We start from the raw sequence: 16868 nt of genomic DNA on the forward strand, positions 1-16868 counted from the left end.
ATGATATGTGTAGTATAACTTTTTAAATAATTTCTACTTTTGTCATGATTTGAAAATCAACACATTTACTATCTAAAACACAACTACACAACATGAAACAAAAAGTACCTAAACCTAAACTTTTTGCTTGCTCTCAATCTTTAGAATTAGCCGAAAAAATTGCAAATGCCTTTGGTGCTGAAATTGGAAAATCTAGAAAGAATGTCTTTAGTGATGGCGAATTTCAAGTGTCTTTCGAAGAGTCAATTCGTGGAAGACGGGTTTTTATTATTGGCTCTACCATTCCACCAATGGATAATCTAATGGAAATGCTCTTGATGATAGATGCCGCTAAGCGCGCTTCTGCAAGACATATTACCGCAGTCATTCCTTACTTTGGATGGGCACGTCAAGATCGAAAAGATAAACCGAGAGTACCAATTGCCGCTAAAATGGTTGCAAATTTATTGCAAGCAGCAGGTGCAACTCGTATTATTACAATGGATCTACATGCCGATCAAATTCAAGGATTCTTTGAAAAACCAGTAGATCATTTATACGCATCAACTATCTTTTTACCAGAAATTAAAGCGATGCATTTAGATGATATTACTATCGCTTCCCCAGACATGGGTGGCTCTAAAAGAGCTTATGCTTACTCTAAATACCTTGAGAGTGAAGTAGTAATCTGTTACAAGCAACGTAAAAAAGCCAATGTAATATCTCATATGGAGTTAATAGGCGATGTAAAAGATAGAAATGTTATTCTTGTTGATGACATGATCGATACTGCTGGCACATTAACAAAAGCTGCTGACTTAATGATGGAAAAAGGTGCAAAAAGTGTACGTGCTATTTGTACACATGCTGTGCTTTCTGGTGAAGCTTATAAACGTATTGAAAATTCTAAATTACAAGAACTAATTATAACAGATACAATTCCTTTAAAAAAGCAATTATCTAAAATTAAAGTTGTATCTTGCGCCCCTTTATTTGCTGACGTAATGCACAAAGTGCAAAGTAATAAATCGATCAGTGATCAATTTTTAATGTAAAACAAATTTAAGTAATGAAATCAATTACGATCAATGGATCTCAAAGAGAAAGCGTAGGTAAAGTTTCGACTAAAGCCTTACGTAATGCTGGAAAGGTACCTTGCGTGTTATACGGAGGAGATAAACCACTACACTTTTCAGCTGATGAATTAGCCTTCAGAAATTTGGTGTATACTCCAAATGTTTACACGGCGTCAATTGAATTAGACGGTCAAAAATATGCTGCTATTATGCAGGATATTCAGTTTCATCCTGTAACAGATAAGATCTTACATGTAGATTTTTATCAATTGTTTGATGATAAAGAAGTTACCATGAATATTCCAGTAAAATTAGAAGGAAATGCACCAGGTGTTATTGCAGGTGGTGTTTTACGTTTCCCTAATAGGCATTTAAGAGTACGTGCAATACCTGCTAACTTACCAGATTTTATCAATGTAGATATTTCTAAATTAAAAATCGGAGATAAGAAGTTTGTTTCCGACGTAACAAATGAGGAATATTCTATATTGCATCCAGATAACATGGTTGTTTGTCAAGTAAGAATGGCTCGTGCCGCTGTAGTTGTAGATGATGAAGATGAAGATGAAGAAGGAGCTGAAGGTGAAGCTACTGAAGCTACTGCTGAAGGCGCAACTCCAGAAGCTGCTGCTCAAGAATAGATAATTATTCAATAAATGAATAGTAAAAAGCTTCGCTAATGCGGAGCTTTTTCATTTTTAAGAAATTGTATATTTACACAATGTCAATTATTTCTTTTTTAAAACTCTTTTTCAGGAAGAAAACTACACCAGAAGATAACATGAAAAAATACCTAATTGTCGGTTTAGGAAACATTGGAGTAAAATATGACGGTACACGCCATAATATAGGTTTTAAAATCTTAGACAAATTAGCTAAAAACGAAGATGTAACTTTTGAAACTAAAAAATTAGGCGATTTAGCTTCTTTTAAATTTAAGGGAAGAACCTTTATCTTACTGAAACCCTCAACATATATGAACTTGAGTGGTAAGTCCATTAAATATTGGCTTACAAAAGAAAAAATACCTTTAGAAAACCTCCTAGTAATTTGTGATGATCTGAATATCTTTTTTGGAACAATTCGTTTAAAAACCAAGGGAAGTGCTGGCGGACATAATGGCCTTCAAAACATTCAAGATATTTTAAATACTTCAAAATATACTCGTTTCCGTTTTGGAATAAGTGATGAATTTTCAAAAGGAAGACAAGTTGACTATGTACTTGGTAAATGGAATGATGATGAACAAAAAAAATTACCCGAGAGACTAGAAAAATCAATTCAGATAATTAAATCTTTTGGAACCGCTGGTATTGCTATTACTATGAACGAATTTAACGGAAAATAGTTATTCTACGGTAACAGATTTTGCTAAATTTCTAGGTTGATCTACATTACATTCTCTCATAACAGCAATATGGTATGATAATAATTGCAACGGAATTGTTGTTAGTAAAGGCGTAAATGCTTCTTCAGTTTCAGGTATTTCAATCACATGATCTGCAATTTCTTTTACTTGAGTATCGCCTTCTGTGACAACAGCAATAATCTGCCCTTTACGTGACTTTATTTCTTGAATGTTACTTACTACTTTTTCATAATGCCCTTTCTTAGTAGCAATTACAACTATTGGCATATTCTCATCTATCAATGCAATTGGGCCATGTTTCATCTCGGCTGCAGGATAACCTTCAGCATGAATATAAGAAATCTCTTTTAGTTTTAAAGCACCTTCTAAAGCCACTGGAAAATTAAATCCTCTACCTAAATATAAAAAATTAGACGCGCCTTTGTAAACAGCGGAAATTGCTTTAACATGCTCGTCAATACTTAATAATTTCTCAACTTTTCCGGGAATTAATTCTAATTCTTGTAAATAAAGTCGATAATCTGAGCTTGACATGGTTCCTTTTGCCCTAGATAATCGCAGAGCTATTAAGCTAAGAACTGTGATCTGTGTTGTAAAAGCTTTTGTAGAAGCAACTCCAATTTCTGGGCCAGCATGAGTATATGCACCTGCGTGTGTTTCTCTAGCTATAGAGGAACCAACCACATTGCACACACCAAAAACAAACGCTCCTTTTGACTTAGAAAGCTTAATCGCTGCTAAAGTGTCTGCCGTTTCACCAGATTGAGAAATAGCAATTACAACATCTTTCTCAGTAATAATTGGGTTCCTATATCTAAACTCCGAAGCGTATTCTACTTCTACAGGTATTCTAGCAAATTCTTCGAAAATATATTCTGCAACCAATCCTGCATGCCAAGAAGTACCACAGGCTACAATAATAATACGATCAGCATTTAAAAACTTCTTCATATTATCTTCTACCCCTGCCATTTTTATTAAACCTTCATTTCTCAATAAACGCCCTCTATATGTATCTGTAATAGCTCTTGGTTGTTCATGAATTTCTTTTAACATGAAATGATCATAACCACCTTTTTCAATTTGCTCAAGATTCATTTGCAACTCTTGAATATCTGGAGTTACTAGAGAATCATCTTTAATTTTTCTAATCTTTACGTCTTTACCTACTCGAATGATTGCCATTTCTTCATCTTCTAAATAAACAGCATCTTTAGTATATTCAATGAATGGAGAAGCATCAGAAGCAACAAAATATTCTTTTTTGTCCTTACCAATTCCTATAGCGATTGGACTTCCAAGACGAGCAACAACAATTTCATTAGGCTTGGCCTTGTCAAAAACAGCAATAGCATACGCACCTATCACTTGGTTTAATGCTATTTGAACCGCTTTACCAAGCTTTACATCATTTTGTTTTTTAACCTCCTCTATAAGGTTAACTAATACTTCTGTATCTGTATCACTTTTAAAAGTATAACCTCTTTTAATGAGTTCCTTTTTAATAGTATCATAATTTTCAATAATACCATTATGTATAATAACTATTTCACCAGACTGAGATACATGTGGGTGAGCATTAACATCATTAGGTACCCCATGGGTAGCCCAACGTGTATGACCTATCCCTAAATTTCCTTCTGTGGTAATTTCGTCTTTAACTCGTTTGAGAAGCTCGCTTACCTTTCCTTTAGTTTTAGACACTTTGACTTTCTCTCCGTTGTATAAGGCAACACCAGCACTATCATAACCTCTATACTCTAAACGCTGTAATCCGTTAATGATGATAGGATAGGCATCTCTATAACCTACATAACATGTAATACCACACATAGCAATGTTTTATTTAGTTATTATTTTGTTCTGTATAAAATATTCTAAGTTTTACTCTTTTACTGTAGTCTATATCCATAGCATCTATTTTATTTCCTTTTAACACAACTCCTTTTGGTTTCCAACTAAAATCTCTAATAATTGTATCTATAGCACTTGTAGGATTATCTGTTATATGGTGCGTTTTTATAGCAAATTTTGTTAGCGGCCTTGGATTTGTTTCTTTCAAAAGATCTGAGATATATTCCGTTATTACAAAACTATATTTTACAGGATTACCATTTTCATCTCTATCTAAAAAGCCACCCACGCCATCACCTACTGCGTCTTGAAGAGCTACTTGATCGTCTAAATTATAAATATACAACCTATTAGGTATAAGATCATTAGTAGATTTAGTATCATCTATGTAAAAATCTAATATAGCTCCATTAATAAGCCACTCTTCACCTCTAATTTGCCGAAGGTCAATCCCTTTAAAAAGCTCTAATTCAATATTAGAACCTGCAGCGCCCGAAACAAATAGTTCATTCTCACCAGTGTTAACTCTATTAGGGTTAGCAAAAGAGTTTAATAAACTTGTTGCTTGAGAATAATCTCTTTCATATGTTGCCGTTCTAATTCCTGTTAACTGAAGAATTAGATCCCTCTTAGTCTTAATTGGCACCTGCATATCATCGGTATCACCATCTCCGTTAAGATCCACAGTGGTCTCGTCTGTTAAGACCTCATTAGTATAATAGACAGTAATTGTAGCACTAGCCATGGGCAAAGTCATTATTGACCCCTCATTACCAATGGCCTCTACCATTATTCCTCTGAAATATTCATTAAACGCTTCGTTTGATTCAAAATTAGTAGAATTAATATTGTTAACAAGTAAATCCTCAAATTTTTGAGTATCTAAAGGCAGTTTAATAGATGGGCTTAAATCTTCTTTTTTTATCGTATCTATCATATTCTCTCCTTCAAACAACCTTCTTGTTATGTAAAGAACTGTATCATTAGTATTAGGTTTAAAATTCCCTGAATAGAACTCTTCTTCTACCTGATACGTTTCATCAGAAAAGTATCTTTTATTAAGAGTCGGGTCATTAGGGTTTAATGTGTTTAAAAAAGTACGAAGTCTATTTACTTTCAAAATATACTCTTGCTCAACATTGCCGAAAACAGAATCAAGTTCAAATTTAGGAGATCCATCGCTATTATTTTCAAGTTGTCTTGTAGCAAAATATGGAATATCTAGAATCACTGTATCTAAAACTGGATTGAGTCCAAAATCTATAGTTATACCTGGTCTTAGCACTTGAGAGATAAAAGATGCATTTAACTTTCCAAAATTAGGGTCATTTAAAATACCAATACTATACACCGGCAATCCATCGATCTGTTGAGTGGCCGCATTATCTCCGCTTACTTCAGATCTAATCACATTTTGATTATAAGTTATGACTTCAAATACCGAATCTTTAGTGGTGAAAATATTATTATCAACCAAATTAACTCCGACATCTTCAAAATCTTTTTCACAGGCAATGATACTTACCAATGTAAAACCAAATACAACAACAGTCTTAACACTGTTTATAATTTTACTCGTCATAAACAAATCTTAATCTTTAATAAATTTTATAAAACTTTGGTTAGGTAAAAATTGGAATATGCTTCCGCAAAATCATCAAAAGGTTGATAATCTAACACAGGTGTTTCTGAAGTTTTTATATGTTCTAAAACATCTTTAGGAAGTTCTTCACTTCCTTTAATAACAGCATCAGAATTTTCTATTGCAATTTTTATAAGGTTGGTATGATTTGCTTTATTTAGAGATTGTAACTTTTCTTCTGAAATAGAATCAAATTTAATTTTCTCTATCATTTCTTCTCCTAATGATCCTTTAAAGTCATTATTGTAAACTGATGTTACTATTTTACTTTCAGAAAATAATGGATCATTTTTATAATATTCTTTAAGATACAAAGGTAATAATGAAGCCATCCATCCATGAACATGAATAATATCTGGAGCCCAATTCAACTTCTTTACTGTTTCAACTACGCCTTTAGCAAAGAAGATTGCTCTTTCATCATTATCAGGGAATAAATTTCCATCTTCATCCGTATACAAAGCTTTGCGCTTAAAATACTCATCATTATCAATAAAATAAACCTGCATTCTCTCTTTAGGAATTGAGGCAACTTTTATGATTAGAGGCATATCCATATCATTTATAATCAGGTTCATACCTGACAACCGAATTACCTCATGTAATTGATGTCTACGCTCATTGATCACCCCGAATCTTGGCATAAAAATTCGAATTTGAGCACCGTTATTATGCATCTTTCTCGCTACTTCAAACGACATGCTTGCTGTTTCATTTTCTGGCAAATAGGGTGTTACTTCAGAAGAAACAAACAATATTCTCTTATCTTTCATAAATCCATCTATAATTAGGAATATGCAAAATTACGAAAATTTATGTAGATTTAGACGTAAAACAGTAAGTTTGCGTGCTTTTAACTTGTAATTAACACATCATTGATACGCGTTTTTCATACTACTTCAGAAACTCAAGCATTTTTAGATAAAAAGAGAGTTAACAAATCTATCGGATTTATTCCTACTATGGGTGCTTTACATCAAGGTCATTTATCATTAATTAAAAAAGCTCAAAAGGAAAATGATATTATTGTGGTTAGCATTTTTGTAAACCCTACTCAATTTGACAAAAATGAGGATTTAGAAAAATATCCTCGTATGCTTGATGCAGATATAAATTTGCTCAAGACTATAAAATGTGATGTGGTTTTTGCACCCTCAGTTACAGAAATATATCAAGGCAATCTCGAATCTCAAAAGTTCTATTTTGACGGATTAGAACATCAAATGGAAGGTAAACATCGTAAAGGTCATTTCGATGGTGTTGGCACAATAGTGAAGCGTCTATTTGAAATTGTGCAGCCTCATAATGCTTATTTTGGTGAAAAAGATTTTCAACAACTTCAAATAATTAAAAAATTAGTTGAAAAATATAACCTTCCTGTTAAAGTAATAGGATGCCCTATTCATCGCGAAGTAGACGGATTAGCTATGAGTTCTAGAAACACTCGTCTAACAAAAAAACATCGCCAAGCTGCGCCATTTATCTACGAGATTTTAAACGAAACGAAAAATAGATTCAAATCACAGTCAATTCCTTCAATCGAAAAATGGGTAAAAGAACAATACAAAAATAATTCTGACTTAGAACTCGAATATTTCGAAATTGCCAGCGTCAAAAACTTAAAACATGCTAAGCGAAAAATGAAAAAAAATAAGTACCGCGCTTTTGTGGCTGCCTATGCAGGAAAGATTCGCTTAATAGATAATATCGCATTAAATTAATTACTTTTGCTAGCGAAATTATCTTCCATTGAATCCTAAATTAAAAAAACTACTTTTCACAATCGTTCCTATTGCCTTGGGCATAGGTATTATTTGGTATTTCTTAGCTCAGTTAACATCTGAAGATAAAACAGATATTATTAATTCTTTTAAATCTGCCAATTATTGGTGGGTTGCACTATCGCTGGTCTGTGGTATATTAAGTCATTTTTCTAGAGCTTATCGTTGGCAATTTCTATTCGAACCCTTAGGCTATAAGCCAAAATTTGCAAACAGTTTTATGACTGTGTTAATGGCTTACTTGGTTAATTTAGCCATGCCTAGAGCAGGTGATGTTGCCAGAGGATCTGCTATTTCTAAATATGAAAAAATCCCATTTGAAAAAGCTATAGGTACCATCTTCGCAGAACGTATTGCAGATGTAATCCTGTTGTTTTTTATTATAGGAATTGCATTTATTTCTCAGGCAGAATTAATTAAAAGTTACCTATTTAAAGATGGTACATCTAGCGCAATAGTTGGTATTGTTCTTTTGCTAATAATAGGTTTATTGGCTTTTATTGGTTTTAAATTAATTCAAAAGGCTAAAAGTGGTTTTTTATTTAAAGTGAAAAATTTTGTTAATGGCTTATTTGAAGGAGCTATTAGTATTTTTAAAATGAAGAATAAATGGGCCTTTATTTTTCACACTTTTTTTATCTGGATCATGTATGTTCTTATGTTTTATGTAGTAACTTTTGCTCTACCAGAAACTACTCATTTACCATTTGAAGCTATTATAGTTGGATTTGTAGTTGGCGGCTTAAGCATGGCGCTTACTAATGGAGGGTTAGGCACGTACCCTGTTTTTGTTGCTGGAGCACTTGTTTTATATGGCGTTACTGAAAATCCTGCAAATGCTTTTGGTTGGATAATGTGGACCGCTCAAACGTTAATGGTGATTATTTTTGGAGGGCTATCTATGCTTTTATTGCCAATATATAATCGAAATAGAACCTAATGGATAGATTCTACAGCAATGGTAAATTATTGTTGACAGGAGAATATTTAGTTCTTGATGGTGCTAAGTCATTGGCCCTACCCACAAAAAAAGGACAATCATTAGAAATAAAACCGATAAAAGAATCTAAGCTCATTTGGGAAAGCTTTGATGAAAATAATAACCAATGGCTTCAAATTGAGTTTGACCTACCTCGTATACGTATTACTTCAGAAACATTTGATTCAGCAATTGAAAATGGAAGCGACTCGCTGGCCTTAAAACTTCACGAGATTTTATTAGTAGTTAAACAAATGAATCCAGGTTTTTTAGATTCTGGTGACGGATTTTATGTAAAATCGAAACTTGATTTTTTAAGAAATTGGGGCTTGGGTTCTTCGTCTACTTTAATTAACAATCTAGCTAATTGGGCAAATATTAATGCCTTCAGTTTGCAATTCAAAACCTTTGGTGGAAGTGCTTACGATATAGCTTGTGCTCAAAATAATTTTCCAATTGTTTATCAATTAGAAGATAAAACCCCTATAGTTGAGGAAGTTGGTTTTAATCCAGCTTTTAAAGATCAGATATATTTCATTCATCTAAATAAAAAACAAAATAGTCGAGAAGGAATTGCTCAATACAAAAATTTTAAAGGAAATATTAGCACTTATGTGAAAGAAATTTCAACATTAACTAATGAACTTTTAAAAGCAAATGCTTTAAATGGTTTTGAGAAAATTTTAGTTGAGCATGAGAAAATCATTTCTTCAATTATTAATCAAAAGCCCATTCAACGAACATTATTTTCTGACTACTTTGGGCAAACGAAAAGCTTAGGAGCTTGGGGTGGTGATTTTATTTTAGCCACAGGTAATGATGACACTACAAACTATTTTAAAAATAAAGGATTTAACATTGTAATACCATATCAAGAAATGGTTTTATGAAACAGCAAGTTATTATTATAGGTGGCGGTGCAGCAGGCTTTTTTGCAGCCATAACTATTGCTGAAACAAATTCTGATTTGAAAGTTATTATTCTTGAAAAAACTAATAAAATTCTTCAAAAAGTTAAGATTTCTGGAGGCGGACGCTGTAATGTTACTCATGCCTGTTTTGATCCAAAAGAACTAGTTGAGTTTTACCCTAGAGGGAAGAAAGAATTACTTGGACCTTTTCATCAGTTTATGACTGGAGATACCATGCAGTGGTTTCAAGATCGAGGTGTTCAATTGAAAATTGAAGCCGATAATCGCATCTTTCCTGTTACAAATTCTTCACTAACCATTATTGATTGTTTAGTTAAAAGTGCTACAAACGCTAGTGTAATATTGCAATTGAACCAAAATGTGAAGCAAATTTCAAAAGTTGATGAGCAGTTTATTGTTACAACAGATTCACAAGAATTTAGAGCTGATAAACTCATTATTGCTACCGGTAGCAGTCCAAAATTCTGGGAGTTACTATCTGGCTTAGGTCACACAATTATTCCACCTGTACCTTCATTATTTACTTTTAAGATAAACGATACTAGAATAAAAGAAATTCCGGGAATATCAGTTCCAAACGCTACAATAAAATTAGCAAATTCTTCATTTGTAGCTAACGGACCCTTACTCATTACCCATTGGGGCATTAGTGGGCCAGCAGTTTTAAAATTATCTGCTTTCGGAGCTTTATTTCTTGCCGAAAAAAAATACCAATACAATGTACTCGTCAATTGGATTTCAAAATCAAAAAATGAAGTTTTAGAAGTTTTGAAATCTGTTAAGGGTCAGCAGCAAAAAAAAGAGGCAGTTTTAAAATCTCCTTTTGAAGAAATACCAAAACGTTTATGGACAAAATTGACATCAGCTTCGCAAATTAATGCAAATCAAAAATGGGCTGAACTCAGCAATAAACAACTTGAAAATTTAGCTGAACAACTGACTAATACTTTATTTAACGCTAACGGAAAAACAACTTTTAAAGAAGAGTTTGTCACTGCTGGTGGAATTGATTTAAAGGAAGTTAATTTTAAACGTTTTGAGAGCAAGGTTCATAAAAACCTCTTCTTTGCGGGTGAGGTGTTGAATATAGACGCCGTTACAGGTGGTTTTAATTTTCAAAATGCTTGGACTGGTGGTTATATTGCAGGAAAAGCAATATCCAAAAACAACTAGATTTTTTTAGAAACTAGCATTTTATTAAAATATGAAGCCAAAATTCCACCCACAATAGGTGAAAGAATATACACCGTAAAAAAACTAAAATTTACAGCTGGAAAAGCAGCTGAATTCCACCCTGCGAAATAGGCAACAATTCTTGGCGAAAAATCACGAGCAGGATTAAATCCTCCTTGTGTAAATGGAGCAATTAAACAAATTAAAATGGTCACCGTTAATCCTATTAAAATTGGTGTTGCATTATTAATCTGTTCTGGTTTTTCAGTTAGTCTAAAAATTACAAATACTAAAATAAACGTCCCCAATCCTTCCATAACACAAGCTAGCACATGCGAAACTGATAATTTATCCTGAAAACCAGGATTTGGAAAATATTCACCAAACATCATAGCTGAACGATATGACTCGCTACTCCCTCTTATAATTCCATTGGTTTGTTCATAAAATTGAATAGCTTCCGCGAAAGCGAAATACAATATTAAAGCACCAACGAAAGCGCCGAAAAATTGACTCAAAACATAATACGGTAATTTTTTTAATGGCAATTGTTTTGAAAAAAACATGCCAACGCTTACCGCAGGATTTAAATGTGCAGGGCATATATTTCGAACAGCAAAAATGGCCATACTTACCCCTAATCCGAAAACAATAGCAACACCTAATAAGTTCAAAGCATCAAATAATACAGATACCGCAACAGCTCCGCAACCAAAAAAAACAAGTAGTAGTGTTCCTAAGAACTCACCAAAATATTCCTTTAAAACATTCATTATTGAATCATCGAAAATACATAATACATTTCAGTTGCTATTTGCAAGCTACGTTCTTGGTATTTTTCTGCTTGTATTGGTGTATTGTCGAATGCTTTAGGGTCTTCATATGTAACTGAAAGACGTTTTTCTGCATTGCTAATAAATGGGCAATTTTCTTCGGCTTCTGAACACACCATTACCGCTGCAAATTTCGATTTTGGATTAAACTCGTGATCATATGTTTTAGAGAAACCAATAACTGGATGCGAATTATCATCGAATTTTATGTTATAAACTGGGTTTCCTTTATCAGAAAGTTTTGAAATATTAAACCCGGTATTTCTTAACGTCTCCACAACCATAGGAAACATGGCAGTAGCTTCTGTTCCTCCTGAATAACAAGTCACATTTTTAACACTAAAATAAGCAGACATAATTTGTGCCCAAATCTGTGATAAATGACTTCTGCGCGAATTATGTGTGCAAATAAAGTTTAATAAAACTGATGAATTTTGATTTGTTTTATACTGAATAAAATCAACTAGAGGTTGTAATACCTTTTTTCTTTCTTCAGATATTTTAGAAATATCTAAACTTGATATTACATCCTCTAATTGATTAAAAAGTTTATTTTTCATGTACTCTTTAAATTAACAACAATTTGAATCAGAGCAACATGCAGCTTCTTCTGCTTCAGTCGCTACCAATTCTTTGTTAGGTGTTTCGCAAGTGCTTTTAGCCTTACAGTCTGTTTGCGATACAAATAACTTAATTAGTAATTTATCTGAAGTTAACTCAACGTTATGTATTTCGAGATTAGTCTTATGGAAATTATCATTACTATATTCAAAAAGTACTTGAGACTCTCTATCTATAGCATGAATTTTATCAACTTTTTCTATAATCGATAATGCCTTGCCAGCCTCCATAAAATTACGTTTACCAATTTCTTTAGGGCTCTCCCATAATTGGATGATCGTTTCGTTCCAAGCGTCGGATCTTCCACCACAGTCAACTGATTTAATTACTGTGTTTTTTACTTCTGTAATATGGTAATTTGTACCAACAAATTCTCCTTCTTTGTATTCAAAAACCAATTCTTTGCTTTGATTTTCTTTTAATAAATCTAATAAATTTTGCGTTTTCATATTTATATAATTTAATCTATTCCTATTGTTTTACTTCTTCTTTCTAGTATAATATTGTCTCGCCAAACGTCATCCATCTTCCCTATTTTTTCTCTAAATCCTATTTCTCTAAATCCTAATTTCTTGTGGATTTTTAAGCTGGCAATATTCTCAGGAAAAATACCTGATTGCAAGGTCCAAAAACCTGCTCTTTCACTTTCGTGGATTAAATTTTCTAATAATTTTGAACCAATTCCTTTTCCACCTTGAGTGATATCAACATAAACACTCACCTCGGCAACACCTCCGTATACACATCGACTTGAAACAGGAGATAGTGCTGTCCAACCAACTATGTTGTTATCTATAGTTGCTATTAGTCTGCATGTTTGCACATGTGTGGCATCCCAATGTTGCCATGTGGGCACATCGGTTTCAAAAGTGGCGTTACCTGTATCTATACCCATCTTATATATGTTGGATACAGTTTGCCAGTCTTGGGGATTCATCTTTCGTATTTCTATATTCATATCGTAATTTTACGATGATTAAATTCAAAAAAATAGCTTAGCAACATTGTATTGACTTAAAGTCTTTTTTAAACAATGTTGCAAATAAGTTCTTAGCCTTCTGCCAGTTTTCTTGATTGATACAATAGCGAATCTTAGGTGGATTAACCTCGCCATCTATTAAACCTGCATCTTTTAGTTCTTTTAAATGTTGTGAAATAGTTGATTGCGCCAACGGCAAAACCTCTACCAGATCACCAGTATAACAACAGCTCTGGTTGCTTAAATGCTTTAAGATTACCAAACGAACAGGATGCCCCAATGCTTTTGCGTAACGAGCTAACTCTTTTGAGTCTACTGAATATTCTATATGTTGTAATGTTTTGCTCATAATTCATCGCAAATATACGATAAATATTTTACTTAAAATGATTCTATATATTTGTTTTGATATAACGGTTAAGCAATATATGTGCAAATTCATCGAGAATATAATTATGAAAATCACAATCGTCATTCTTAGTTTAATCATATTTTCTTGCTCATCAAAAGAAAAGAAAACAGAAATTGTTAAGCCTACTAAAGCCCAAGCTATAACAAAAACAAATGAGGTTAAGGCAGGAATTAAACCCGAATTATCTTTTAAAAAAACACAAGACTCATTACTTAAAGAACTTCTAAAATCTAAACCTAATCAAAACCTGAAAGCAAGTATCCTTCGTGAATTATATATTAGAGGACTTGTTAACCAATCGGGTGATAAAATTTCCTTCGATCTTCCTTTTAATTTACACGGACTTGATTGTGGAGCTCCAGATTGTTACTCAACTAATATTAGTTTTGAAATTACATCTAAAAATCCAGTTGAATTTCCTGAAATTATAATGTTCAAACTTTTCGAACATGGATGTGTAGATCACGAAAAGTCAATAAATGGAGAATTTAAGTTGAGTGAAAAATCTGCGGAGTTTGTTAATTACTTTTCTAAGGAATTAAAAAGTAATCTAATTATTAAAAGAAAAGGACAAATGTATTATTATCCACATGAAGGAACCAATTCGGTAAGTATAGAAATAATAGATAGGAAATTTGAAAACAATGAATTTGAAGATTCAGAAATAGTTCCTTATCAGTCAACTATTATGACATCTCAATCTCAAAATTATGAATATTTTATAAAAACCAAATAAAACTTCTTTATATAACAATTACTTCTAAATTCACTATTCAATCACAGTAAAATCCTTAATCGCTTGGTTGGGTTCCATAATATTATAACCTTTCCAAAAATCTGGGTTGTATTTTGGCATGTAGGTTGGTAACATTTTATTATTTTCTTTAAAGGCATCAAATACAGAAATATTTACATTTTCAACATCAAAAACCACAACTTCATTTTTTTCAGAACTAGTAACTGCCATATCTAATTTTACATACAGTTCATTTTGTTTCCGTCTACCTCTAACATGTTTATTTTTCTCTATAATCTTTAAAGGGCGTCTAATGCCAAATCTACTAGCACTTTCTTTTTCTAAGTATTGTAAGTTATAACGATTGTCTTCTGCCTTATTAAATATTATTTTCCCTTTAGATTGGTAAATTCTATACGAAATGCCTAATAATTTAAAATTCTTTACTGCTTTAACATTTTCGTAATCTGCACGTATAATGGCAAAGTCTTCGGTGTTTATATAGAGTTTTCCTTTATAATCTTCAGATCGTTTAGGTTTAAATTCAAGTACGTAAACAGCGTCATTTCCTAAAAAAGTTAAATCGAGTAAGTTGAACTCATATCTGTTAGATTTATTGATAAAGTTAAGTTTTGATTTCTCATTAAAAAATAAACCATTCATCATATTAGCAAGACTTCTTCTTCTATTTTTAGCAAAATTCTTTTTACGGTCTTCCTTTCTCATCTTTTCTTCTTCTAATTGTTTGTTTAAAGCATCAGTATCTGTAGAATCTACTTTTTTATCTCCTTTAAACTCATCCATATCTACTTTATCTCCAAAAATGCCAGACTTGATTTTAAAATATGAGTTTGGTTTTACATTCTTTTCTAAGATCTTATTAAACTTATCTTCTAAAGCTGTTAGACCAACTTCATTATTTTTATCATACAACTCAGAGGCTTTAATTAATTCTATCTTTTGTTTTTCTTTGGTAAAATCACCATATAAATCTGCTAATATTTCTGTGTAATATGAGTTCTTTTTGGGTACACTATTTAACACACTATCTAAAAAAGGCTTGTTCAATTCTTTAATAGTAGATTTTTTAAGTGTATAATTAGATTTTACAAAGTTCTGATGTTGAGATTCTCTAAAAAACAGGCGCTTTTTGCTATAATCGAAATTGTAATTTTTGGTAATATTTACCTTTACTTTCTCTATAATCTCTTCGGCAGTATACTTTTTGTCCGTTAAAACCACTTCTTTTAGCTCAATAGTCTTGGGTGACATATAAATCAAGCTATCTTTAAACTGATTCAGAGGTTTTGCAACCGTTTTATAACCAATACAAGAAATGGTTAGTGTATCTGTTGGTTGCGCACCATTTTTATATAAAAAACTAAATCTACCCTCTTCGTTACTTATCATTCCTTTTTTCTTAAAAAGAATGGTGGCATACGGTATTGGTTCTTTAGAAATAGAATCTATAATCTTAGAACTAACAACTTGGGAATGTCCATTAAATGAGTAGAACGAAGTGATAAAAATAAGTCCTAAAACAACTTTATACATAGTTTCAATTATAATGAAAGCGAATTAAAGAATTCTTACCTGATTAACAATAGATTTAACCGTCTCTTATGACAATTTTATTCTTTTTTTAACGCTTTTATGGAAGCTTTTATTTGTTCAAAGACGAGTGAGTCTTTAAAAAGTAACATCTATTTTTCTTTATTTTGCAGACTAATGTTCAACAGATGATCAATAAAGTAACAACCAAAAAAGATATAAAAACCACTGCCAAACTAGCGCACAAAATTTGGAATCATCATTATGTGCCAATTATTGGTCAAGATCAAGTTGATTATATGCTTAATAAGATTCAAAGTGAAAAAGCAATAACTGAGCAAATTGATTTTGATTATGAATATTATCTACTTTATGATGAAGGTAAACCCATTGGGTATTTAGGGTTACGACCCAATCACCCTAAAGGTAAATTAATGATCAGTAAAATTTATGTAGATCATACAATTAGAGGAAAAGGATATGGCTACAAACTACTTGAATTTACTAAGCAATTGAGCTTTAAAAAAGGAATTGAAACTATTTGGCTTACGGTAAATCGACACAATGCCAATACAATTAATTGGTATAAAAAAAGAGGTTTTAAAATTACCAAAGAAAAACAATTCGATATCGGAAAAGGATATATAATGGATGACTATGTGTTAGAGGTAGACACAGAAAAATTATTGACTTAATTAGCTACTTCACCTCTATGGGGCTTAAGAGCATCTCTAACTATAACAATATCTTTTTCATCAATAATCATAAATGCTATTGACATAAAACCTGAAAGTTTTTCAGTAGCTATATCATGAGTATTAATATTTTCACTCTGAACATACTCTTTTAAATGAACTACATGGTGTTCAGCTGTTTTCTCAGCTGCCGGGCCTCTAAAATCCCAGATTAATTTTATTTTTCTATTCATCTTTTCATTTGAAGTGCAAAACTA

19 protein-coding genes are annotated in these 16868 nt (G+C 32.2%); 9 read left to right on the plus strand and 10 right to left on the minus strand.

Features of this window, described 5'->3' with window-relative positions; genetic code table 11:
- Window positions 1-92: 92 nt before the first annotated feature.
- The 3 genes from AC1EUV_RS02635 to pth all read left to right on the plus strand — a co-directional run bounded on the left by AC1EUV_RS02635 (window position 93) and on the right by pth (window position 2403).
- On the plus strand, window positions 93-1034 hold the full coding sequence (locus AC1EUV_RS02635) for a ribose-phosphate pyrophosphokinase (RefSeq protein WP_480197108.1): 942 nt from the start codon (window positions 93-95) through the stop codon (window positions 1032-1034).
- A 14-nt stretch (window positions 1035-1048) separates the two neighbouring features.
- Window positions 1049-1696: a 50S ribosomal protein L25/general stress protein Ctc gene (locus AC1EUV_RS02640; protein ID WP_480197109.1), complete on the plus strand. Its 648-nt coding sequence runs from the start codon at window positions 1049-1051 to the stop codon at window positions 1694-1696.
- A gap of 140 nt (window positions 1697-1836) precedes the next feature.
- Complete coding sequence (gene pth / locus AC1EUV_RS02645; protein WP_480197110.1) at window positions 1837-2403, plus strand: aminoacyl-tRNA hydrolase; 567 nt, start codon at window positions 1837-1839, stop codon at window positions 2401-2403.
- On the opposite strand, the gene glmS is transcribed toward pth, so the two are convergent.
- The 3 genes from glmS to AC1EUV_RS02660 are packed head-to-tail and all read right to left on the minus strand — an operon-like array spanning window position 2404 to window position 6693.
- A complete protein-coding gene (gene glmS / locus AC1EUV_RS02650; RefSeq protein WP_480197111.1) occupies window positions 2404-4257 on the minus strand; it encodes a glutamine--fructose-6-phosphate transaminase (isomerizing) in 1854 nt (617 codons plus the stop codon).
- A 13-nt stretch (window positions 4258-4270) separates the two neighbouring features.
- Entirely contained in the window at window positions 4271-5860 is a 1590-nt protein-coding gene (locus AC1EUV_RS02655; protein ID WP_480197112.1) for a DUF4270 domain-containing protein, read from the minus strand.
- A 26-nt stretch (window positions 5861-5886) separates the two neighbouring features.
- The gene (locus tag AC1EUV_RS02660; RefSeq protein ID WP_480197113.1) at window positions 5887-6693 is read right to left on the minus strand and encodes a glycogen/starch synthase; all 807 of its coding nucleotides are present in this window, start codon (window positions 6691-6693) and stop codon (window positions 5887-5889) included.
- Window positions 6694-6798: 105 nt separating this feature from the next.
- On the opposite strand from AC1EUV_RS02660, the gene panC reads away from it, so the two are divergent.
- The 4 genes from panC to AC1EUV_RS02680 are packed head-to-tail and all read left to right on the plus strand — an operon-like array spanning window position 6799 to window position 10784.
- The gene (gene panC, locus AC1EUV_RS02665; RefSeq protein ID WP_480197542.1) at window positions 6799-7641 is read left to right on the plus strand and encodes a pantoate--beta-alanine ligase; all 843 of its coding nucleotides are present in this window, start codon (window positions 6799-6801) and stop codon (window positions 7639-7641) included.
- A gap of 28 nt (window positions 7642-7669) precedes the next feature.
- Complete coding sequence (locus tag AC1EUV_RS02670) at window positions 7670-8641, plus strand: lysylphosphatidylglycerol synthase transmembrane domain-containing protein (protein ID WP_480197114.1); 972 nt, start codon at window positions 7670-7672, stop codon at window positions 8639-8641.
- Window positions 8641-9570, plus strand: coding sequence for a GYDIA family GHMP kinase (locus AC1EUV_RS02675; RefSeq protein ID WP_480197115.1), 930 nt, complete (start codon window positions 8641-8643; stop codon window positions 9568-9570). The genes AC1EUV_RS02670 and AC1EUV_RS02675 overlap by 1 nt, the downstream gene beginning before the upstream one ends.
- Window positions 9567-10784 carry a BaiN/RdsA family NAD(P)/FAD-dependent oxidoreductase gene (locus tag AC1EUV_RS02680; RefSeq protein WP_480197116.1) on the plus strand — a complete coding sequence of 406 codons (1218 nt, stop codon included), beginning with the start codon at window positions 9567-9569 and terminating at the stop codon, window positions 10782-10784. The genes AC1EUV_RS02675 and AC1EUV_RS02680 overlap by 4 nt, the downstream gene beginning before the upstream one ends.
- Here the strand turns inward: AC1EUV_RS02680 and AC1EUV_RS02685 are convergent.
- The 5 genes from AC1EUV_RS02685 to AC1EUV_RS02705 are packed head-to-tail and all read right to left on the minus strand — an operon-like array spanning window position 10781 to window position 13566.
- Window positions 10781-11557, minus strand: coding sequence for an MIP/aquaporin family protein (locus tag AC1EUV_RS02685; protein WP_480197117.1), 777 nt, complete (start codon window positions 11555-11557; stop codon window positions 10781-10783). The two genes, AC1EUV_RS02680 and AC1EUV_RS02685, sit on opposite strands and share 4 nt — an antisense overlap.
- On the minus strand, window positions 11557-12177 hold the full coding sequence (locus AC1EUV_RS02690) for a low molecular weight phosphatase family protein (protein ID WP_480197118.1): 621 nt from the start codon (window positions 12175-12177) through the stop codon (window positions 11557-11559). Before AC1EUV_RS02690 ends, AC1EUV_RS02685 begins: the two co-directional genes overlap by 1 nt.
- 12 nt (window positions 12178-12189) lie before the next feature.
- The gene (locus AC1EUV_RS02695; protein WP_480197119.1) at window positions 12190-12687 is read right to left on the minus strand and encodes a DUF6428 family protein; all 498 of its coding nucleotides are present in this window, start codon (window positions 12685-12687) and stop codon (window positions 12190-12192) included.
- 11 nt (window positions 12688-12698) lie between these two features.
- The gene (locus tag AC1EUV_RS02700) at window positions 12699-13196 is read right to left on the minus strand and encodes an N-acetyltransferase family protein (protein WP_480197120.1); all 498 of its coding nucleotides are present in this window, start codon (window positions 13194-13196) and stop codon (window positions 12699-12701) included.
- Window positions 13197-13233: 37 nt separating this feature from the next.
- Entirely contained in the window at window positions 13234-13566 is a 333-nt protein-coding gene (locus tag AC1EUV_RS02705) for an ArsR/SmtB family transcription factor (RefSeq protein ID WP_480197121.1), read from the minus strand.
- 106 nt (window positions 13567-13672) lie between these two features.
- Between AC1EUV_RS02705 and AC1EUV_RS02710 the strand changes: the two genes are divergently transcribed.
- Window positions 13673-14365 carry a hypothetical protein gene (locus tag AC1EUV_RS02710; protein ID WP_480197122.1) on the plus strand — a complete coding sequence of 231 codons (693 nt, stop codon included), beginning with the start codon at window positions 13673-13675 and terminating at the stop codon, window positions 14363-14365.
- A 33-nt stretch (window positions 14366-14398) separates the two neighbouring features.
- Here the strand turns inward: AC1EUV_RS02710 and AC1EUV_RS02715 are convergent, their stop codons facing one another.
- Window positions 14399-15919 (minus strand): carboxypeptidase-like regulatory domain-containing protein, encoded by a 1521-nt coding sequence (locus tag AC1EUV_RS02715; RefSeq protein WP_480197123.1) that lies wholly within the window; start codon window positions 15917-15919, stop codon window positions 14399-14401.
- A 185-nt stretch (window positions 15920-16104) separates the two neighbouring features.
- Between AC1EUV_RS02715 and AC1EUV_RS02720 the strand changes: the two genes are divergently transcribed.
- Window positions 16105-16611, plus strand: a complete 507-nt coding sequence (locus AC1EUV_RS02720) for a GNAT family N-acetyltransferase (RefSeq protein WP_480197124.1) — start codon at window positions 16105-16107, stop codon at window positions 16609-16611.
- On the opposite strand, the gene AC1EUV_RS02725 is transcribed toward AC1EUV_RS02720, so the two are convergent.
- Window positions 16608-16844, minus strand: coding sequence for a hypothetical protein (locus AC1EUV_RS02725; RefSeq protein ID WP_480197125.1), 237 nt, complete (start codon window positions 16842-16844; stop codon window positions 16608-16610). The two genes, AC1EUV_RS02720 and AC1EUV_RS02725, sit on opposite strands and share 4 nt — an antisense overlap.
- Window positions 16845-16868 lie beyond the last annotated feature (24 nt).

This window comes from Maritimimonas sp. 2304DJ26-3 (assembly GCF_056591635.1).